18 protein-coding genes are annotated in these 20106 nt (G+C 72.3%); 7 read left to right on the forward strand and 11 right to left on the reverse strand.

Annotated features, from left to right (window positions below):
• Window positions 1–126 precede the first annotated feature (126 nt).
• The 3 genes from C6361_RS00010 to C6361_RS00020 form a co-directional block, all read right to left on the reverse strand.
• Entirely contained in the window at window positions 127–615 is a 489-nt protein-coding gene (locus C6361_RS00010) for a MarR family transcriptional regulator (protein ID WP_234359219.1), read from the reverse strand.
• Window positions 616–623: 8 nt separating this feature from the next.
• On the reverse strand, window positions 624–1871 hold the full coding sequence (locus C6361_RS00015) for an NAD(P)/FAD-dependent oxidoreductase (RefSeq protein ID WP_107266294.1): 1248 nt from the start codon (window positions 1869–1871) through the stop codon (window positions 624–626).
• A gap of 304 nt (window positions 1872–2175) precedes the next feature.
• Complete coding sequence (locus tag C6361_RS00020) at window positions 2176–2889, reverse strand: sulfotransferase domain-containing protein (protein WP_107266295.1); 714 nt, start codon at window positions 2887–2889, stop codon at window positions 2176–2178.
• A gap of 290 nt (window positions 2890–3179) precedes the next feature.
• On the opposite strand from C6361_RS00020, the gene C6361_RS00025 reads away from it, so the two are divergent.
• The gene (locus C6361_RS00025; protein WP_107266296.1) at window positions 3180–4661 is read left to right on the forward strand and encodes a gluconokinase; all 1482 of its coding nucleotides are present in this window, start codon (window positions 3180–3182) and stop codon (window positions 4659–4661) included.
• 103 nt (window positions 4662–4764) lie between these two features.
• Here C6361_RS00025 and C6361_RS00030 read toward each other — a convergent pair whose 3' ends face one another.
• Window positions 4765–5793, reverse strand: coding sequence for a squalene cyclase (locus C6361_RS00030; RefSeq protein ID WP_107266297.1), 1029 nt, complete (start codon window positions 5791–5793; stop codon window positions 4765–4767).
• Window positions 5794–5894: 101 nt separating this feature from the next.
• The gene (locus C6361_RS00035; RefSeq protein ID WP_234359220.1) at window positions 5895–7178 is read right to left on the reverse strand and encodes a cellulose binding domain-containing protein; all 1284 of its coding nucleotides are present in this window, start codon (window positions 7176–7178) and stop codon (window positions 5895–5897) included.
• A 674-nt stretch (window positions 7179–7852) separates the two neighbouring features.
• Between C6361_RS00035 and C6361_RS00040 the strand changes: the two genes are divergently transcribed.
• Window positions 7853–9223, forward strand: a complete 1371-nt coding sequence (locus tag C6361_RS00040) for a PHB depolymerase family esterase (RefSeq protein ID WP_107270626.1) — start codon at window positions 7853–7855, stop codon at window positions 9221–9223.
• 33 nt (window positions 9224–9256) lie between these two features.
• Here the strand turns inward: C6361_RS00040 and C6361_RS00045 are convergent, their stop codons facing one another.
• The 6 genes from C6361_RS00045 to C6361_RS00070 all read right to left on the reverse strand — a co-directional run bounded on the left by C6361_RS00045 (window position 9257) and on the right by C6361_RS00070 (window position 15358).
• Entirely contained in the window at window positions 9257–10051 is a 795-nt protein-coding gene (locus C6361_RS00045) for a MaoC/PaaZ C-terminal domain-containing protein (protein WP_107266298.1), read from the reverse strand.
• Window positions 10051–11229, reverse strand: coding sequence for a thiolase family protein (locus C6361_RS00050; RefSeq protein WP_107266299.1), 1179 nt, complete (start codon window positions 11227–11229; stop codon window positions 10051–10053). The genes C6361_RS00045 and C6361_RS00050 overlap by 1 nt, the downstream gene beginning before the upstream one ends.
• A gap of 45 nt (window positions 11230–11274) precedes the next feature.
• Window positions 11275–12102, reverse strand: a complete 828-nt coding sequence (locus C6361_RS00055) for an SDR family NAD(P)-dependent oxidoreductase (protein WP_107266300.1) — start codon at window positions 12100–12102, stop codon at window positions 11275–11277.
• Window positions 12103–12249: 147 nt separating this feature from the next.
• Window positions 12250–13866 carry a long-chain-fatty-acid--CoA ligase gene (locus C6361_RS00060; RefSeq protein WP_159079087.1) on the reverse strand — a complete coding sequence of 539 codons (1617 nt, stop codon included), beginning with the start codon at window positions 13864–13866 and terminating at the stop codon, window positions 12250–12252.
• Window positions 13867–13890: 24 nt separating this feature from the next.
• A complete protein-coding gene (locus C6361_RS00065; RefSeq protein WP_107266302.1) occupies window positions 13891–14301 on the reverse strand; it encodes a thioesterase family protein in 411 nt (136 codons plus the stop codon).
• 142 nt (window positions 14302–14443) lie between these two features.
• Window positions 14444–15358, reverse strand: coding sequence for a PaaX family transcriptional regulator C-terminal domain-containing protein (locus C6361_RS00070; protein WP_199853175.1), 915 nt, complete (start codon window positions 15356–15358; stop codon window positions 14444–14446).
• A gap of 242 nt (window positions 15359–15600) precedes the next feature.
• Between C6361_RS00070 and C6361_RS00075 the strand changes: the two genes are divergently transcribed.
• The 5 genes from C6361_RS00075 to C6361_RS00095 are packed head-to-tail and all read left to right on the forward strand — an operon-like array spanning window position 15601 to window position 20030.
• Window positions 15601–16791 (forward strand): ABC transporter substrate-binding protein, encoded by a 1191-nt coding sequence (locus C6361_RS00075; protein WP_107266303.1) that lies wholly within the window; start codon window positions 15601–15603, stop codon window positions 16789–16791.
• Window positions 16788–17561 carry an ABC transporter ATP-binding protein gene (locus tag C6361_RS00080; protein WP_234359221.1) on the forward strand — a complete coding sequence of 258 codons (774 nt, stop codon included), beginning with the start codon at window positions 16788–16790 and terminating at the stop codon, window positions 17559–17561. Before C6361_RS00075 ends, C6361_RS00080 begins: the two co-directional genes overlap by 4 nt.
• Window positions 17558–18214 (forward strand): ABC transporter ATP-binding protein, encoded by a 657-nt coding sequence (locus tag C6361_RS00085; protein WP_107266304.1) that lies wholly within the window; start codon window positions 17558–17560, stop codon window positions 18212–18214. Before C6361_RS00080 ends, C6361_RS00085 begins: the two co-directional genes overlap by 4 nt.
• The gene (locus C6361_RS00090; protein ID WP_107266305.1) at window positions 18211–19071 is read left to right on the forward strand and encodes a branched-chain amino acid ABC transporter permease; all 861 of its coding nucleotides are present in this window, start codon (window positions 18211–18213) and stop codon (window positions 19069–19071) included. Before C6361_RS00085 ends, C6361_RS00090 begins: the two co-directional genes overlap by 4 nt.
• Window positions 19071–20030: a branched-chain amino acid ABC transporter permease gene (locus tag C6361_RS00095; protein ID WP_107266306.1), complete on the forward strand. Its 960-nt coding sequence runs from the start codon at window positions 19071–19073 to the stop codon at window positions 20028–20030. The genes C6361_RS00090 and C6361_RS00095 overlap by 1 nt, the downstream gene beginning before the upstream one ends.
• Window positions 20031–20106 lie beyond the last annotated feature (76 nt).

Consider the following 20106-nt stretch of genomic DNA (forward strand, 5'->3'; position numbering starts at 1 on the left):
CCGGCTGATGGCCGCCCGCCTCGCTGGCGAGGACATCGAGCCGCAGGGCCCGATCGAGACCGAAGCGGCTCGACGCCTCGACAACGAACTCAACCAGAAGTAGTCATCCAGTTACCCAACACTCTCTCAGACAGACCGCTGCGCGGTGTCGCCGCTGCGGAGGCGGTCCAACTCGGCGAGGTACATCGCCTGCATTCGGTCGTAGTGCCGGACCAGCAGTGTGATCTCCTCGACGCTGTAGCCCTCGATGAGCTGTTCCGCCCGCTCGGCGAACCGCTCGTAGGGTCGCTCCAACTCGGCGATCCGCTCCGGCCGCAGGGTGACGATCACCCGCCGCCGGTCCGCCGGATCGCGCTCGGTCGTCACGTAGCCGGCCTGCTGGAGCCGGCGGAGCATGCTGGTCACCGCCCCGGTGGTGAGGTTGGTCCGCTCGGCGACCTGGCCTGCGGTGGCGGATCCGACGTCCGCCAGGAAGTCCAGGGACTCCAGGTCGCTCACGGTGAGACCCAGCCGGTCCGCGATGGCGTACCGGAACACCATGGACAGCCGCGAGGTCTCCCGCCCGGCACGCATGAGGTCGGCGATCGCGGACGCCCGGGCCGGCTCGTGGGACATGCCAGCAATCATGCCTCCGGTACGGTGACCCGGTGCAGCCGAGGTAGTACGCGGGTCAGCAACCAGTGCGGTGCGGCCGCGTCCCCGGTGAGGCGGCGCATCAGCCCGGCGGCGGTGTCGACGGCGCGGAAGGCGTAGGGCACCATCTCGTCCTGGTAGCCGGCGATCGCCTCCTCCACCGGCGTGCCGCTCGCCCGGGCCTTGACGAGCCTGCGGCCGAGCAGGACGGCGTCGCGGAGCGCGGTGTTGCCGCCGTGCGCGCCGAACGGCGGCATGACGTGCACCGCGTCGCCCATCATCGTCGCCCGGGGCACCGCCCACTGTCGCGGGCGCCGGCCGGTGGCGAAGAGGTTGAGTACCGTGGCGTCCAGCTCGGCCGTGTCGACCAGCCGCCGGATGAGTGGGTGGAAGTCCATGCTCAGCCGGGCGGCCAGCTCCCGCAGCGCCAGCAGGTTCCCGCGGACCCCGACGGGCACCTCCTCCTGCCGGAGCAGCAGCCCCCACATGACGTAGTCGTCGCCGGTGGGCGCATAGCTGCCCGGGGCCAGGCGCGCGAACGCCTCCCGCGGCCTTTCGCCGAACCGCATGGAGGTGAAGAAGAAGGCGCGGCCCGGCCGGTCGGCGATGGCCAGGACCCCACTGGTACGCAGTGCGTCCGGGATGACGCTCTCGCCGTTGCGCCGCAGCGGCGACCGGCCGTAGACGCCTGCCATCGGGGTGTTCGCCGGACCTGCGCCCGGTATGAGCTGCTCGCGCAGTGCCGAGCCGACGCCGTCCGCGCCCACGACGACGTTCGCCGCGACGGCCCTGCCGTCGGTGAACCGCAGCCGCAGCCCGGCCGGGCCGCCGCTCTCCACCGCGACGGCGGCCTTGCCGTAGTGGATGCGTCCGTTCAGCCCGGACATCAGGATCGACCGCAGGGTCAGCCGGTCGACCTGGCGGGTCGCGTGCGGCTCGTCCTTGAAGGTGATGGTGAATGCGTCCCGCAGCCGGCTGTCGGTGAAGCGCAGGTGCCCGCCGGGCTCGTCGCCGGTGACCAGCGCCAGGCGGTACAGCGGACGGGGCAGGCTCTCGCGCAGCGCCCTCAGCCCGTACCGGTCGAGAATGATCCGGTAGCCCTGCTGCCGGACGAAGGGTCCGGGGTCCCGCTCGTAGACGTGCACGTCGATGCCGGCGCGCATCAGGTACTGGGCGAGGCAGAGGCCGGAGAGGCCGGCGCCGGCGATTGCCACCGAGAAGTCAGTCGATATACCCATGCGGTTATCTTAATGACTAAGATAATTTGGGCAAGCCCGCCAGCGTGCCACGGTCCGCCAAGCCGCCCCGCCGGCCACCTCGGACCGATCCGCCGGCCTGGTCAGGTGCGGGCCGGCCCCTGGCCCCACCCACGCAGTAACGACATCGCATCCACCGGGTCATCGGTGAACTGAAGGCTCACCGACACCGAGGTCGGTCACGAGGCGCGACTGCCCCGGCGTGGGAGCGCGCCGTGGGCAGCAGGCGCGGATCAGGTGCGCGACCCGGCACGGCCCTGGTGCGGGGATCTCAGCCCTGCCTCGGTCACGGCCCGTCGGCGCGCCCCGCCGCGTAGCCATAGCCGAGTAGCGCCATCGCTGTGACGTTGGCCGGACGAGACCAGAACAGGTCGTGCAGGTCGCCCGGCAATTCGTCGCGGTAGGTGCCGATCTGGCCGCGTCGGAAGAACCTCGGATCGACCTGGTGCAGCGCGGCGAAGGACGGGGCATCGCCACCCGCGCGCGGCGGCAAGGGGACCGCGAGTCTCGCCAGGGTCCGTCGCAACGACTCCGAGGGTTCGCTCACCAGATCCTCGAACCGCAGGACCACCCGCTGTTGCGCCGACGGCCGTAGCCAGCTCAACACGTTAGTGCCCCAGCTGCCGGTTCCCCGTGGCGCCTCCCGTCTGATCATCTGCTCAAGCTCCACCCGGAAGCTGCGGCCAGGCTTCTCGGACTCGAGGCGCGCCCACGAGACGAGCGCATCACGGCCGTCACGGACGAGGCAAACCGCTCTGTCGGACTCGTCCACGTCGTCGTCGCGCTGACGGTGAGTCTTGACGAAATGAAGCTCGGCTGACTCCCGCATGGCGTCGAGAGAATCCTGACGCCTGTGGAACCCCACCATGTCAGGCCCGAGCCGCTCCGCGACACCGTCGATGTCGTAGACCGCCGACGTCCGCACCCCGTACAGCCGATGCAGCAGAATACGCAGGAACGTGTTCCCCGACCGTGGATACGAAGCCAGCCAGACGAGCATTTCGGCAGGCTAGCCGAGCCCTGGGACCAACAGTGCTCGGGCCGGCTCATGCTGCCGGGTGCTGCCAGAACATCCGCCTCCTCCACCAGTACGCAGCCCGGCGAGCCGCGAATCGTGGCAGATCCGGCCAGACCTGACACCCGATTCCCGTCGTCGACTGCTCGAAGCGTTCCCCGGACCCTGGCTTGTGGCGGCGGGTACGTCGTGCCCTGAGCCGGTCACGTTGAGCGCCCACGGCCAGGGTTGGTTAGGCTCGCCGGAGACCCGTGCCGCCAGTGACGAGGACCGCGATGACCCAGACCGACGACGACGTCGCACTCGGCTCGGCGGTGGACCCGCTGGTCCTCGCGCTGGACATCGGGTCCACCGCCACCCGTGGCGGTGTGCAGGACGCGTCGGGCCGGCGGGTTCACGGCCTCCAGCACAAGGTGCCGCACGCCTTCACGGTCGCGCCGGATGGTACCTCGGTCATCGACCCCGATCAGGTGACCGCGGAGGTGGAGCAGGTCCTCGACGCGGTAACGGGGGACCGGCAACTGGGGACCCGGATCGCCGGCGTCGCGATGGACACCTTCGCCGCCTCGCTGATCGCGGTCGACGCGGCCGGACGCGCGCTCACCCCGTGCCTGACCTACGCCGACTCCCGCAGCGCCGACGCGGTCACGGCGCTGCGGGAGGAGCTCGACGAGCAGGCAGTGCAGCAGCGCACCGGCACCCGCCTGCACCCGAGCTACCACGCCCCGCGCCTGCGCTGGCTCGCGTTGGCGCAGCCGCGCGTCGTCGCCGAGGCCGCGGGCTGGTGGTCCCTGGGCGAGTACGTCCTGGCTCGGCTGGTCGGGCACCCGCTTGCCGGAACGTCCACGGTGGCCTGGACCGGCCTGCTCGACCGTCGCACCGGCGAGTTCGACGCCGAACTGCTCGCTGCCGCGCGCATCGGCCCCGAGCAGCTTTCCCCGCCGCGTGACATGACCGAGCCGGTACCTTCGGCGGCCCCGGCCCGTTGGCCCGCCCTGGCTCGGGCGGCGTGGTTCCCCGTCGTCACCGACGGCTTCGCCAGCAACATCGGGTCCGGGGCGACCGACGCCACGGTGCTCACCGCGTCGACAGCCACCAGCGGTGCGCTGCGGGTGCTGCTCGACGGCCCTGCCGACCCCCTGCCGTTCGGGTTGTGGAACTACCGGGTCGACGTGGGAGGCAGCCTGCTCGGCGGGGCGATCAACGATGTCGGTCGTGCCGTGAGTTGGGCGCAGAGCACGTTGCGCCTCAGCCCGGCGCTCGCGGCCGCCCTCACCGCACCGCCCAGCGACGCCACGCCGCTGGTGCTGCCGTACCTCACCGGTGAACGCGCGCCGGGCTGGGTCGGCGGCGCGCGTGCCGTGCTCGGCGGGGTCTCGGCGGCCACGGACGCGGACGCCCTGTTCCGCGGGATCGTCGAGGGCGTGGCCATCACCTACGCGCGGGTCGCCGACGAACTGCACCCGGCCGCTCCGGGGGTGTCGGAAGTCGCGGCGGCGGGCCGGGTCAGCAACGACCACCCGGAGTGGCTCCAGATCCTCGCGGACGTGCTCGGCCGACCCGTCACGCACGTGACCCGGCGGCGCGCCACGCAGCGTGGCACGGCGCTGCTCGCGCTCGACGTGCTGGCACCCGACGTTCCGCGCGCGCCCCGGGCCACCGGGGCGACATACGAGCCCCGGCCCGCGCACGTCGCGCATTACGCGGAACGGCGGGCGCGGTTCGCCGAGGCGTACGACGCGCTCGTGCGCGGTTAGGTGACCGGGTGGACGGTTCCTCGCCCCGGATCGGAGCCACGTCGTCCTGGGCGCTTCCCGCCCGAGACGTGACAGGCGACATCCACTGATCAGACCAGCGGCGTCAGGCTGGCTCCGTCTTCGCCTTCCGGACGGGATCCAGCTCGGCCCGGCCGGGGCTGGCGGGCCCGAGGTCGTCCCACCACCCGAGCACTCTGGTCGCGAAGAATGTCAGCCACTTCGACGGCTGCCCCGCCGGGACGTCGACCTCGAACCACACCCGGCCCGGATGCCGCCGTTCCTGTAGCCACGTGCCGTCGGGCTGGCGGGCGGCACGGATCCGCGCGATCCCGTCCGCCATGCGCTCGTCCGGGGCGGTGCCGTCGTGGAGCGCCGCGGCGCGGAAGTAGTCCGCAGCGTTCAGCACGCTGTAGAACCAGCGGAACGGGTACGCCAGGTGCAGCGCCCAGGGGCCGACCGGCTCGCCCGTCGAGAGCCTGCGGTACAGCCCGCGCGTGAGCAGGTATTCCTCGCCGCTGCGTCGCGCGTCACGCACCCGCTCACGGTCGCCCGTCACCCGCTCGTAGTCGAGTAGCCCCTTCAGGACGTTCAGGGTGGAGTGGAACGATGACCTCGTCGCGCCGTTCACCCACTCGCAGTTCCATCCGCCGTCCGCCAGCCGGTGGGCGAGGAACCAGTCGACGAGGCCGTCGACGTCGGCACCGAGCCAGAGCCCGTTGGACAGCGTCCACGAGTTGATGCAGCAGTCCACCTCACCGCCCCAGTAGGGCAGGTTGTCGTACTCCCAACGACTGTTCGCCGCGAGCCGCGGCGCCGTGTCGGCGAGCGCACCCGCGTCGAGCCCCCACTCCCGCAGCGAGTTCAACGTCCACGTGGTCGCTGTCCACGGCTGAGCGCCCTGCTGCGCCTCCGGACCGTCGAAGTCGAAGCCGCCGGGGAAGAACGCCCCGCCCGCCCACTGCCCGTCGGGGTCCTGGAGGGCGAGCAGCCGCGCGCCGAATCCGTGGGTCGCGACTCTCGCCCTGGTGGCGGCCCACACCTCCTCGGGCAGACGGAGGAGGTCCCGCTCGACCTGCCAGCGCAGGGCCGGGTCGGAATCGACCAGCCAGGCGGTGAGGGTGCTGCCAGCCATGCGGGGAGGATAGCGCTCGCCGCTTCCTCGGCTCTGCGGCGGATGGCATGGCCCGGGGGTGGAGCCGGGTCGAGGCTCCACCCCCGGGCTTTCGGCGATGGTCAGGCGAGGGCGCAGGCCGCGCCGTTGAGGGTGAACGAGGTCGGCCTGGCCGTGTTGCCGGTGTGGGTGGCCTGGAGGCCGAAGGTGACCGACGCGTCGCGGGCGATGGTGGCGTTGTAGGAGGCGTTCCTGGCCGTCACCTGGCCGGAGGCCGGCGAGTAGCTGGCGTTCCAGCTGGAGGTGATGGTCTGGCCGCTCGGCAGGGTGAAGACCAGGGACCAGCCGTTGACCGGGGTCGTACCGGTGTTGGTGATGGTGATGCTTTCGGTCAGGCCCGTGCTCCACGCGTTCACGGTGCTGCTGACCCGGCAGCCGCCGGTGGAGGGCGACGGTGTGGTCGGTCTCGGCGTCGGAGCGGTCGGCCCCGGTGTCGGTGTGCTCGGTCCCGGCGTCGGCGTGCTCTGGAACTGTGTGAAGAACTCCCACGTCTCCTGCGGGAGCCAGGCCGTGTTGGAGCCGGCGTCCTGCGGTGTGGGGGTGTGGCCGCCGTCGAACGCGTACCAGGCGACCGGGTGCCCGGCCGAGCAGCCGGAGTAGTGGTACTCGGTGTGCCTCCCGCTGCCCTGCGCCGGTTCGGGCGGACTCGCCGCCGTGCAGCCGTTGTTCCTGACGAACCTGTCGCGCATCGCTCGTCCGCCGGAGATGCTGAGCACGTTGTCGCTGAGCCCGTGTGCCTGCAGGTACGCGATGGGCTGGTTCCCGCCGTTGCACCCGCTGATCACGCCACCCGCGTAGATCGCGACCGCCCGGAAGACGTCGGCCCGGGCACAGGCCAGTGCGTAGCTCATCCCGCCGCCGTAGCTGAATCCCAGGGAGAACAGCTGTGCGGTGTCGACGCAGAGCGCGTTTCCGATCGTCTGGATCATGTTGTCGGTGAAGGTCACGTCCTCGCCGCCGGAGTTGGCCCAGCCGTTGTTGAGGCCCTCCGGGGCGACGAAGATGGTGCTGTTGTTCGACAGCGGCAGCAGTCCGTAGTAGCTCTGGCTGACGACGGAGTTGGCGTTGCCGCCCAACCAGTGGAATCCGAACACCAGCCGGTAGGGGCGGCTGTTGTCGTAGTTGTCGGGGATTCTCAGGACGAAGCTGCGGGTCTTCCCACCGCTCTGTATCGAATGTGTGCCGCTGGTCAGCGTCGGTGCCCGACCGCAGCCGGCGGTGGCGGCGAGGACGCCGGCGCCGGTGTCCGACCCGGCTACCCCCGCCGCTCGGGGCGCGGCGGCACCCGACGGCATCGCGGTCGCCACCAGCAGCGCGACGCCTGCGGCGGCCGCGACCCCCGACACCGACAGGATCGTCGCGCGACCTCGGCGAACTGCTCTCCCAAACACATTTCCTCCTCCGGTTGCACTCTCACCGCGGCCGCGCCCGGGTACGTCGACCGACCGTGGCCAGCGCGGCCGTGCGCCGGCACCGGTCGCTGCGGCCGGGCGGTCACGAGCGGGCCGGTCGGTCCCGGTGAGCGCCCGTTGCGGCGAGGAAGCCCGGGCCGCCGGCAGGGGACCTCCAACGGCCGCCTCTCGCGCGACGGGGTCGGCATGCACCGACCCCGTCGCCCCACCTCACTCCGCGTCCACATGAGTGACTATCGTCAATATAGGAGTCACTGTGACGTCCGTCAATGGATGTGTTCAGCGTTGGGGTACGGGACGGTCGAGGCCGGGGCGCGCCCGCTGGCCCGCGTGAGCCCGGCGCGGCGGTTCGACCTTCCGGATCAGGGGTAAACGTCCGCATTCCCGGAGGGCCTGCCCTCCTCTGGTGACGTGTTTCCGGGTACCCGAGTCCGTCCCGGGCGGCGTCTGTCGGTGAGCGGGTCGGGTGTCCGGGCGGTCACGGTGCGGCGGGATTTCCGGGTGCCGGGGCCGGTCGCCCTGCTCAGAGCGGTCGTCGGGAACCGTCGCGCACCACTCTAAGACATTTTATTGACGACCGTCAGCCAAGTTGCTAGCTTGCTGCAATGATGTCTATCAATGAAAGGATCAGGCGTCGAGTCCGGGTGACGCTCGTCGCGTTGGCTTCCACGGCGCTCGCGGCGACCGCCGGGATCATGCTCGCCCCACCGGCCCAGGCGGCCTCCCTGGTCGAGGTGACCAGCTTCGGTGACAACCCGGGCGGCATGCGGATGCACGTCTACGTCCCGGACTCCCGTCCCGCCAACCCGGCGATCGTGGTGGCGATGCACGGCTGCGGCGGCTCGGGTCCGGGCTTCTACTCCGGCAGCGAGTTCGCCTCCCAGGCCGACCGGTACGGGTTCATCGTGATCTACCCGACCGCGACCCAGCAGGCGGGCTTCGGCAACTGCTTCGACGTCTGGTCGGCGGCGTCCAAGCGCCGGGGCGGCGGCAGTGACCCGGTGTCGATCATGTCGATGGTGACGTACGTCCAACGGCAGTACGGCGGTGACCCGAACCGGGTCTACGCGACGGGCAGTTCCTCCGGCGGCATGATGACCAACGCCATGCTCGCGCTCTATCCGGACGTCTTCAAGGCGGGCGCGGCGTTCATGGGGGTGCCGTTCAACTGCTTCGCCAACGCCGCCGACTTCCCGCCACAGAACAGCCAGTGCGTCAACGGGCGGATGGACCGGACACCCCAGCAGTGGGGTGACGCCGTCCGCCAGGCGTACCCCGGCTACAGCGGCACCCGCCCGCGCATCCAGCTGTGGCACGGCACCAACGACACCCTGGTGCCGTTCCAACTGCTCCAGGAGGCGGTCGACCAGTGGACCAACGTGCACGGGCTGAGCCTCACCCCGACCTCCACGGACACGCCGCAGCCGAACTGGAACCGGCGGCGCTGGACCAGTGGCGGCGTCACGCTGATCGAGGCGATCAGCGTCAACGGTGCCGGCCACAGCCTGCCGATGAGCGGGATGGCGCAGGCGGCGGTGCAGTTCTTCGGCCTCGCCGGTGGAACGCCGACCCCGAACCCGACCACCGGTACGCCCACCACCTCGCCGAGCGTGCCGCCGACGACCACCCCACCGCCGTCCACGACCACCCCGCCGCCGTCGGCGGGTGCCTGCCGGGTCGGCTACACGGCCAACAGCTGGACCGGCGGCTTCACCGCCAGCGTGACGGTCACCAACACCTCGACCACCGCCGTCAACGGCTGGACCGTGCAATGGAGCTGGCCGGGCAACCAGCAGGTGACGAACGCCTGGAACGCCACGGTCAACCAGTCCGGCGCGCAGGTGACCGCCCGCAACGTCTCGTACAACGCCGCGATCGGGGTCGCGGCCAGCGTCACGTTCGGCGTCCAGGGCAGCTACAGCGGGGCGAACCAGGCGCCGAGCCAGTTCACCCTCAACGGCGCGCTGTGCAGTCGATGACGACGTACCCGGCGTCGACGGCAACGCCCGAGGTCAGATGACCGGTCGGGTGAGTTCGGCCAGGCCGGCGCCGAGCACCACGGCGCCGGCCCGGTCCACGCTCTCGAACCGGTGTCCGGCGCCGTCGGCCCAGACCCGGGTGGTGAGGGTGTCGCCGGGTGCGATCGGTCTGGTGAAGCGGCAGCTCAGCCGCGCCGGCTCGGCCCCGTCGGCGAGCACGGTGTGGCTGGCCACGGCGAGACTGGCCAGACCGTGCACGATGACGCCGGGCAGCCCGGCGGCGCGGGCGAACTCCTCGTCGAGGTGGATCGGGTTGCGGTCGCCGGAGGCGTCGGCGTAGCGACGGGGCAGGTCGAGCGGCAGGGGTGCGGTCCCGGTACGCAGCGGCGGGCCGTCGGGCGCGTCCGCCGGCAGGGCGGGGGAGGGGGTGCCCAGTCGCAGGTCGGTCGGGATGCCCCGGTAGAACTCGGTGACGTACTGCTCGTTCAGGAGCGCGCCGTCTCCGTCGTACGTCCGCACTCCGATGGTGGCGACGGTGCCGCTGCGCTTGCCGTGCAGCCCGAGCACGGCGGCGCGGACGGTGACCGTCTCGCCGACCGGCAGCCGGCGGTGGAAGAAGATGTCCTGCTGCCCGTGCACGACCCTGGCGCGCAGCTCGGCCGGGGCGGCGGTGCCGGCGACGGCGAAGACCAGTTCCATGGCGGGGACCACGGCGTAGACCGGGGAGGGCCCGCCGACGGCGTCGGCGTAGCCGGCCACGCCGGCCGGGGTGACGTCGAACCGGCGCGGCTCGCTCCAGCGGCCGACGACGGACCCGTCGAACGACATCAGTCGGTCACCTCCAGCACGAGGGCGGCGGCGGTGTCACCGGCCGCGCATCCGGTGAAGAGGCCGCGTCCGCCGCCCCGGGCGTGCAGCGCGGCGACGAGTTCGGCGATCGCACGCAGACCGGTCGGCCCCTGCGGGTGCCCGTAGACCAGGCTGCAACCGTACGGATTCATCCGGTCCAGCGCGAAGCCGGTCTGCCGGGCGAAGTAGAGGTCGTTGACGGCGAACGGGTTGTGCGTGGTCACCACGTCGATGCCGGTGATGTCGAGGTTGGCGTCGGCGAGCGCGGCGCGGGCCGCCGGCAGTGGTGCCCGGGGCATCCGGGCCCGGTCGGTGCGGGCGAAGCCGATCGCGAGCACCCGGGCGACGCCCGTACCGCCGCCGAGTTCGCGGGCCCGGTCGACCGTGCTGAGCACCGCCGCGGCGGTACCGTCGCCGGGATGGGTCTGCGACCCGTACGTCACGACGCCGTCCGGCCGGACCGGGGAGAGCGCGCCGAGTCCGTCGGCCGTGGTGTCGTGCACGCCGTGGTCGTCGTCGACCACCACGTTCCCGTGCCGGCCGGGCACGTGCACCTCCACCAGGTGGCCGGGGCGCAGGGCGGCGGCCGACCGGTACTGCTCGTGGCGCAGCAGCGTGACGGCGTCGATCTCGGCACGGGAGTAGCCCTCCTCGGCGGCCACGTGCTCGGCGGTGTCGAGCATGGACTGACCGGTGTTCGGGTCGTGCCGCATCGGGTCGAGTACCCAGTGCTCGGTCCGTGGCGCGGCGCCCGGGCTGCGCTGTGCCGACCAGACCAGCAGCGGACCGTTGCTGGTGCGGTCGGCCGCCAGCGCGAGTACGGTGCGGTGGGCGCCGAGCTCGACCTGTACGGCGGCGGCCTGCACCACCGCCACCGAGGTGGCGCAGGCCTGGGCGATGGTCGGACCGGTGACGGTGTCGAGCCCGAGCCGTGGGGTGATGGTGGTGGCGCCGTAGAAGGAGGCCGGCTGCGGCACGGTGCTGCCGAAGGCGACCTGACCGATCTCGGAGGCCGGCATCCCGCCCCTGGTCAGCGCCCGGGCGGTCACGTCGACCGCGAGGTCCACACTGGACATCTCGGCGAGCGGCCCCTGCCAGCGGCAGAACGGCGAGGACCAGACCAGGTTGACCGGGATCGCCACGTCGGAGAGCCGCATCACCGGCTCCCGGCGAGGTCGGCGGGGTGCCTGGCGGAGCGCATCTCAGCTCATCCCTTCGGCCTGCCCACCGGCGACGGTGAGCACCTGGCCGTGGACGAAGTTCGACCACGGCGAGCAGAGCAGGAAGACGCCGCCGGCCGCCTCCGCCGGGGTGGCGGGCCGGCCCAGTGGGATGCGCGCCGCGGCCCGTTCCCGGACGGCGCCGGGGATGCCCAGCGGGATCCGGTGCTCACCGTGGTCGAAGGTGCCGGCCTCGGTGGCGTCGGCGGTCAGCCGGGTCTGCACGAAGCCGAACGCCACCGCGTTGACGTTGATCTTCAACGGGCCCCACTCCTTGGCGAGCGTCCTGGTGAGACCGGTCAGGGCGGACTTTGCGGCGGCGTAGTTGGCCTGGCCGACGTTGCCCATCGTGCCGGCGATCGAGGTCACGTTGACCACCTTGCGGAAGATCTCGCGGCCCTCGGCGGCGTCGCGCTTGGCGGCCTCGCGCAGCACCGGGGCGGCGGCGCGGAGCAGCCGGAACGGCGCCGTGAGGTGGATGTCGAGCATGGCGGTCAGCTGCTCGTCGGTCATCCGGTGGAAGATGCCGTCCCAGGTGTAGCCGGCATTGTTGACCACGATGTCGAGCCGCCCGTACTCGTCGACAGCGCGGGCGACGACCTCGGCCGGCGCCGCCGGCACGGTCAGATCGGCGGCGACCGCGACGCCGCGACCGCCGAGCGATCCGACGGTACGGGCGAGGGCCTCGCCGTCCAGGTCGGCGCAGACCACCCGGGCACCGTGCCCGGCGAGCAGCTCGGCGGTCGCCCTGCCGATCCCGCGCGCCGCTCCGGTGACCACCGCGACCCGCTCCGCCAACAATTCGCTCATGCCGGCACTCCGCTTCGCTCCGTGCCGCCATGAGGCACGGTCGCACCGAGCTGGCTGATTCGCTCGCTCCGCTCGCTCATGCCGGCACTCCGCTTCGCTCCGTGCCGCCATGAGGCACGGTCGCACCGAGTTGGCCGATTCGCTCGCTCACGGCTGTCCTTCCGTTGTGGAGGCCAGCTCGGCCGCCAACTCGTCCTGCCAGGTCCGGCGGGCCGCCACCTTGTCGAACTTGCCGGTCGCCGTCGTCGGCAGCGCGTCGACGAACCGGACGATGTCGGGCAGCCACCAGCTCGCCACCCGGGGCCGCAGGTGCACGGCGAGCGCTTCGGCGGAGACCTCGGCGCAGGCGACGACGAGCGCGGCGGGGCGTTCGCCCCAGATCGGATGCGGTACGGCGATCACCATGGCCTGGGCCACCGCCGGGTGGTCCATGAGGTGGTTCTCCAGCTCGATCGAGCTGATCCACTCGCCGCCCGACTTGATCAGATCCTTGGCGCGGTCGAGCAGGTGGAGGTAGCCGTCGCCGTCGACGGTGCCGAGATCGCCGGTGCGTAGCCAGCCGTCCCGGAACCGGGCGGTGTTGGCGTCGTCCTCCGGCCGGTGGTACGACTCGGTGACCCACGGTCCGCGTACCTCGATCTCACCGGCGGACCGCCCGTCGTGCGGCAGTACCACGCCGTCCGGGTCGACCACCCGCAGCTCCACCCCGGCGGTCGGCACCCCCTGGGTGGCGTGCAGTGCCTGCCGACACTGTTCCGGCTGCTCCTCCAGATGCCGGCGGACCATGGTCAGGTTGCCGGACGGCGACATCTCGGTCATGCCCCAGCCCTGTCGCATGGCGACGCCGCGCCGCTGGTAGCGCTGGATCAGCTCCAGCGGCACCGCCGAGCCGCCACAGAGGATCCGGTCCAGGCTGGCCAACTCCTCCGGCTCCGGTGCGAGCTGGTCGACGGCGAGCCAGAAGGTCGGCACCCCGGCCGCGACGGTCACCCGCTCGTCCCGGACGAGGCGTACGACGGTGGCCGGGCTGGTGTCCGAGCCGGCGAGGACCAGACCGGCCCCGGCCAGCGCCGCCGAGTACGGCATGCCCCAGGAGAGGGCGTGGAAGAGCGGGGTCAGCGGGAGTACGACGTCGCGTTCCCGGATCGCGAACGAGTCGACGAAGAGGCCGCTCATCGCGTGCAGGGTCAGCGAGCGGTGCGAGTAGACGACACCCTTCGGGCGGCCGGTGGTGCCACCGGTGTAGCAGAGGCACGCCGCGCTCCACTCGTCCACCTCCGCCGGCTCGTCCTCCGGCGCGCTCGCCAGGAGCTGCTCGTAGTCGGTCGCGTCGGCGAAGTCCGGGTGTGTCGCGCCGCCGTCCGGCAGCACGACGTAGTGCCGTACCCCGGAGAGCCGGCGCCGGATCGGCGCGAACTGGCCGGTCAGCGAGGCGGTCACGAAGATCGTCCGGTCCTCGGCGTGCGCGGCGATCGCCGCCACCTGATCCGGGTGCAGCCGGGTGTTCAGCGGTTGCAGTACCGCGCCGGCCAGTGGCACGCCGTAGCACAGCTCCAGGTGCGGCAGCCCGTTGCAGGCGTACGTGCCGACCCGGTCGCCCGGGCGGACACCGAGCGCGGCCAGCGCGTTGGCCAGCCGGCGTGCCCGACCGGCCAGCTCGGGCCAGCCGTACTCCGTCCGGCCGGCCTCGGTGTATCCGACCAGCCGGGCGTGCGGGCCCATCGCGGCGGCTCGGCGCAGCATCATCCCGACGGAGAGCGGCATCGAGCCCATGGTGCTCCGCACGCGTCAGCCCTCCGCCGAGCCGGTCCCGGTCAGCAGCGCGCGGAGCCGGTCCGGCCACGGACTGCTCAGGCCCGTCTCGGCGTCGATCCAGACCACGGTCAGCGTTCCCCGGGCCAGCGTCGTGTCGTCCCGGGCGACCGTGAAGGCGTAGCGCAGCGAGGCACGCCCGACGTGCTCCACCGCGAGGGTGGTCTCGGCGATCTCGCCGAAGTGCAGGGCCGCCAGGTAGTCGACGGTGAGGTTCACCCGGGGCATCCAGCGGGCGTCCGCCGCCGTGACGCCGAGCTGGTCCTGTAGCTCCTTCTCGGCACTCTCCACGAACCGCAGGACCACCCCGTAGTGCCACCGGTCCGCCGGGTCGGTGTCCGACCACTCCAGGCGACGGCGCACGACGATCGACGCTGGCTCGGCCATCCCGGTCTCCCCGCTGCTCCTGTAGCTGGTGTCGTCCGGTGCATAAACGTGGGCCCGAGCCGGCCGGGCCGTCGGAGCGGCCGAGGCGTCCTCGGGTCTGGACCGAGTCTGACTATCTACGTGCCTAGCGTCAAGACTAGTGTCACATATCGCCCGCCTGGCTGGTGTGGGTACGCACCAGCGCGGCGAGGTTGGGATCGTGCCCGGCGACCACCTGGACCACGCGTTGTTCGGCCAGGCCGGTCAGGCCGTCGTACAGCTCGACGAAGAGCGCCCGGGCCGCCGCCCGGGGCCAGCGCGCCGGCAGCAGTTCGGTCGGCAACTCCGGGTCGAGGCTCGGCATGGTGCGCCAGTCGTCCATCAGCGCGGTCCGCGCGACGAGGGCCTCGGCGGTGCCGATCCGGCCGGTGCGCCACCGTCGCCGGACCGGCTCGTACGCGGCGAGGATCCGCTCGTACTCGGCGCGCAGCGCGGAGAGGTCCCAGGCGTGGATCGGATGGCCGCCGGTCGGCCCGCCGTCGGCCAGTTCCGCCGTGAAGACGGTGGCCCGGTCGATGTCGAGTTCGGCCAGGATCGTCGTCACCTCGGTGACCCGTTCGTGCGGCGAGACCCAGAGCCCGTCGTAGAGCGGCGCGAAGCCGTGCCAGCCCAGTCGGGTACGCAGGGCGTGCCGCCGGGACCTGTCGTCCTCGGGTACCGAGAAGGCGGCCACGGTCCACCGGCCGGTCCACGGTGTCCGCCCGGTGCCGAACGACAGGATGTGGCCCCGCCCCTCGGCGAGCACCCCGGCGGCCCGCTCGCTGAGGGCGTACGAGGTGCGCCGGCCGGACTTCGACTGCTCCAGCAGTCCGCGCCGGGCCAGCCGGCTCAGCGCGGCCCGGGCGCTCACCTCGGTGATGCCGAACTCGCCGAGCAGTGCGACCAGGGCCGCCGAGGGGAGCGGGGCGCGCTGGCCGTACCAGTAGTCGCCGAGCAACGTCAGCAGCAGGTGTTGCGGGCTGCCGCCGGCCTGCACCCGGGGCAGGTCGGCCGCGGGCGACGCGGACTGCATCGACATGCCGCCGACTTTACAGATTCCGGGTCGTCCGACAGCCGCTCGACCCTCCTCGACTGGCGCCGAGTGCCCGGCGGGCCGGTTCCCGTGCTGCTCGCCGTCGGCTGCCGGGACACCCCGGACCCCCGGTTGCGGTGCGGGAGGCGCCGTCTCGGCACGAGAACGTTAGGCATGAATGTTGACCGGCGTGCGATAGATGTCTAGCGTCTCCGTGACAGGGCTTTCCCTCGCGGTGGGAGGCAACCGTGCGACGTACCGCCGTATCCGCCGTCGCGCTCGTCGTGGCGGTCGCCACGGCCGGCTGCGGCGGCGAACCGTCCACCGGAGACGGTGCCGGCCCGATCAGGGTCGGCCAGATCGTCTCCCTGACCGGCAACTACGCACCACTCGGCACCGAGAACGAAAAGTCCGTGGCGCTCGCGGTCGAGCAGATCAACGCGGCCGGCGGGGTGCTCGGCCGCACGGTGGAGCTGATCGTCCGCGACGACAAGAGCCAGCCCGACCAGTCGGTGCTGGCCTTCAACGACCTGCGCGGCCGCGACGTCGCCGCCGTGATCGGCTCGCCCTTCTCCAACTCCGCCCTGGCCACCATCCCGCTGGTCGACCGGGAGAAGATCCCGTACATCTCGCTCACCCCGGCCGACGAGCAGGTCGACCCGGTGCAGCCGTACGTCTTCGTCGTGCCGGCCACCTCGGCGACCTATGCGGACCGGATCCTGCAATACCTCAAGTCGCAGGACATCACCAGGATCGCCGTCGCGTACGACGGTCGCAGCTCCTACGCCAAGGCCGGCTTCGACGGTACCCGGGAGAAGGCGCCCGGCCACGGCGTCACCCTCACCGCCACCCCGGAGTTCCAGACCACCACCACCGAGTTCTCGGCCGTCTTCAACCAGGTCCGCTCCTCGGGGGCGCAGGCACTCGTCGTCTGGGCCACCGGCGCCCCCGGGGTGGCCCTGGCCAAGCAGTACGCCACGGCCGGGCTCGACGTGCCGGTGGTCTTCACCGGGGCGCAGGCCAGCAGGCTCTGGCTGGACCCGGTCGGCCCGGCCGCCGAGGGCGCGCTGGTGGCCAGCTCGATCGGCGTGGTCGGCGACACCCTCCCGGACGGCGCGCAGAAGCAGGCGATCGACGAGCTGGCCGGTGCGTTCCGGGCCAAGCACGGGTACCCGCCACCGCAGTTCGCCCAGGACGGCTACAGCGGGGTACGGCTGCTCGTCGCCGCGATCGAGAAGGCCGGCGGTACCGACCGGGCGAAGATCCGGGACGCCCTGGAGGGGTTGACGGTGACCACCCCGAACGGCACCTACACCTACAGCGCCACCGACCACGCCGGCCTCAGGGCCGACTACATCTCCGTCAACACCGTGCGGGGCGGCGCGTTCGTCCCCACCGACTGGGCCCGGGAGCAACTCGCCGTGGTGGCGGGCAGGTGACCGAGCCGCTGCTGCGGGTCGCCGGTGTCTCGCACGCCTTCGGTGGCGTGTACGCGGTGCGGGAGGTCGACATCGACGTCGCGCACGGGGAACTGCGTGCCGTCATCGGGCCGAACGGCGCCGGCAAGTCCACCCTGTTCAACCTGGTCGGCGGCCAGTTGGCGGTGCGTACCGGTGCGATCGTGCTCGCCGGTAGCCGGGTGGACCGGCTGCCGGCCCACCGTCGGGCCCGGCTCGGCATCGGGGTCGTCTTCCAGGGCGCCCGGATCTTCCGCGGCATGACGGCGCTGGAGAACGCGATGGTCGGCGCGCACGCCGTCACCGGCGGGGGCTTCGCCGGTGCGGTGTTCCGGCTGCCGGGGCACCGCCGGGAGGAGCGGGAGATCCGGCAGAGCGCCCGGGAGGCGTTGGCCCGGGTCGGCCTCGCCGGCTGGGCCGACCGGCCGGCGGAGTCGCTGCCGCTGGGGCAGCAGCGCGCGCTCCAGGTGGCCCGCGCGCTCTGCGGCCGACCCCGGCTGCTCCTGCTCGACGAGCCCGCGGCCGGGCTGCGCGCGGCCGAGCGGGACGCACTGGCCCGACTCTTCGAGGAGCTGAAGGCGAGCGGCCTGACGATGGTGGTCATCGAGCACGATGTCGCCTTCGTGAGCCGGCTGGCCGACCGGGTCACCGTACTCGACCTCGGCCGGGTGATCGCCGAGGGCACCCCCGCCGAGGTCCGGGCCGATCCGGCGGTCGTCGCCGCGTACCTCGGGACAGGGGTACCCGGGTGATCGACGTCGTCGACCTCACCGTCCGGTACGGCGTCGCGGTCGCGCTGCACGAGGTCAGTCTCACCGTGGCGGCCGGGGAGATGGTGGCGCTGATCGGTCCCAACGGGGCGGGAAAGTCGACACTGGTCGACACGCTCTCCGGAATTCGACGGCCGGCCGGCGGCACGGTGACGATCTCCGGCCGGCTGGCCCACGTACCGGAGGGGCGGCAGGTCTTTCCCGACCTGACCGTCGACGACAACCTGCGGCTCGGCGGCTGGCGGATCCGCAACCGCGACACCGGCCCGATCTACCGGATCCTGCCCGGCCTGGCCCCGTTGCGTCGCCGCCGCGCCGGTCAGCTCTCCGGCGGGGAACAGCAGATGGTGGCGGTCGGTCGGGCGCTGATGGCCCGGCCGGACGTGCTGGCGGTCGACGAACTCTCCCTCGGCCTCGCCCCGCTCGTCGTCGCCGACCTGGTGCGGCACCTGCGGGAGCTGAACGCCGAACAGGGTCTCGCCGTGCTCCTCATCGAACAGAACGCCCGACTCGCCCTCGACCTGTGCAGCCGGGGGTACGTGCTGGAGGCGGGGCGGGTCGTCGTCGCCGGGACCGCGGCGGAACTGGCCGCCGACCCACGGGTCGCCGACGCCTATCTGGGAGTGGCCGGGTGACGGAGTTCCTCCAGTACCTGATCACCGGCGTCGGCGGCGGCTGCGCGTTCGCGCTCGTCGGCAGCGGCCTCGTCGTCGTGCACCGGGTCACCCGGGTGGTCAACTTCGCCCAGGGCTCGTTCGCGGTGATCGCCGCGCTGACCGCGTCGACCCTGCTGGCCAGCGGGCTGCCGCACGGCCTGGCCGAGCTCTCCGCCGTGGCCGTCGGTGCCGGTGCCGGGCTGCTCGTCGGGCTGGTCGCGATCGGCAGGCCGGGTACCCCACCCGGCGCGTCACTGATCATCACGCTCGGGCTGGCCGTCTTCGCGTACGCGGTCGAGGTGTTGATCTGGGGTGACCAGCCCCGGTCGTTCGCCGGGGTGCCCGGGGCGGTCGAGTTCGCCGGCGTCCGCTTCCAGGCGCATTACCTGCTGATCATCGGCGCGACGGCCGTCGTCTTCGCCGGCACGGCCGCGTTGTTCGCCCGCACCGACATCGGCCGGGCGCTGTCGGCGTGCGCCTCCAACCCGTACGCCGCGAAGGTCGTCGGGATCGACGTCGTCCGAATGGGGCTGCTCGCCTTCGGCATCGGCGGTGCGCTCGGCGGGCTCGCCGGAGTGCTCGTCACGCCGATCCAGCTCGTCACCTTCGACTACGACGTCACGCTGATCGTCGGTGGCTTCGCCGCCGCCGTCTTCGGCGGGCTGATGCGACCGCTGCACACCCTCGTCGGTGGGGTGCTGCTGGGCGTGGCGCAGTCCTTCGTCGCCGGTTACGGCAACGCCGCGTACCAGATGGAGGTGGCGCTGGTGCTGCTGCTCGCCGTGATGCTGCGGCAGGCCGTGCGGACGCCGGTGGCCGAGCAGGAGCCGGCCTGATGGCCCGGCGGGGGCCGGCGGTGGCGGTGGCGGCGGCGACGCTCGCCCTGCCGCCGCTGCTCTCCGGCAGCCACCTCACCGTCTACGTCCTGCTCGGCCTCGCCGTGATGGTCACCGTCGGGCTGTCGCTGCTGATGGGGTACGCCGGTCAGATCTCCCTCGGGCAGGCGTCCTTCTACGCGATCGGTGCCTACACGGCGGGCCTGCTCAGCGTGCACAGCCTGCCACCGGTGCTCGGCCTGCTCGCCGCGCCGCTGGTCTCCGCCGGGTTCGCGGTCGTCGTGGGGGTGCCGCTGTTGCGGCTGCGGGGTCACCATCTCGCCTTCGCCACCCTCGCCATGCAACTGATCCTGCTCTCCCTGGTCGCCCGGGCGGACTGGGCGGGCGGTGCCATCGGCCTACAGGGCATCCCGCGACTCTCGGTCGGCGGCTACGAGTTCGCCGACGACCTCTCCTACGCCTACCTGGTCTGGGCCGCCCTCGCGCTCACCCTGCTGGTGGCCCGCAACATCGTCGCCTCCCGCCCCGGCCGTGGCCTGCACGCGCTGGCCAGCAGCGAGACCGCCGCGGCGGCCTGCGGGGTGCCGGTGGGGCGCTACCGGCTCACCGTCTTCGCGCTTTCCGCCGCGTTCGCCGGCCTGGCCGGCGGCATCTACGCCTTCTATCTCGGCTATCTGGCGCCGGGCTCGTTCCCGGTGCTGCTCTCCATCGAGTACGTGGTGATGGCCGTCGTCGGCGGGCTCGGCACCCTGTGGGGCGCTCTCGTCGGCGCTACCGTGATCATCCTGCTCGTCCAGCTGCTCAACACGCTCGGCACCCAGCCCGGGATGCCCGGCTACGCGCCGAGCGTGCTCTCCTACGCCGTCTACGCGATCCTGCTCGTGCTGGTCGTGATGTTCCTGCCGCACGGCATCGTGCCGGCGGTACGCGACCGGTCGACCCGGAGGACGTCGAGTTGACCCGCGGGGCGTCGAGCGGAACCGGGTAGCCGGACCGCTCCCGGTTCCCAGATTCCGGTACGGAGGGATAGACAGC

The sequence above is a fragment of the Plantactinospora sp. BC1 genome (genome assembly GCF_003030345.1).
GTDB lineage: Bacteria > Actinomycetota > Actinomycetes > Mycobacteriales > Micromonosporaceae > Plantactinospora.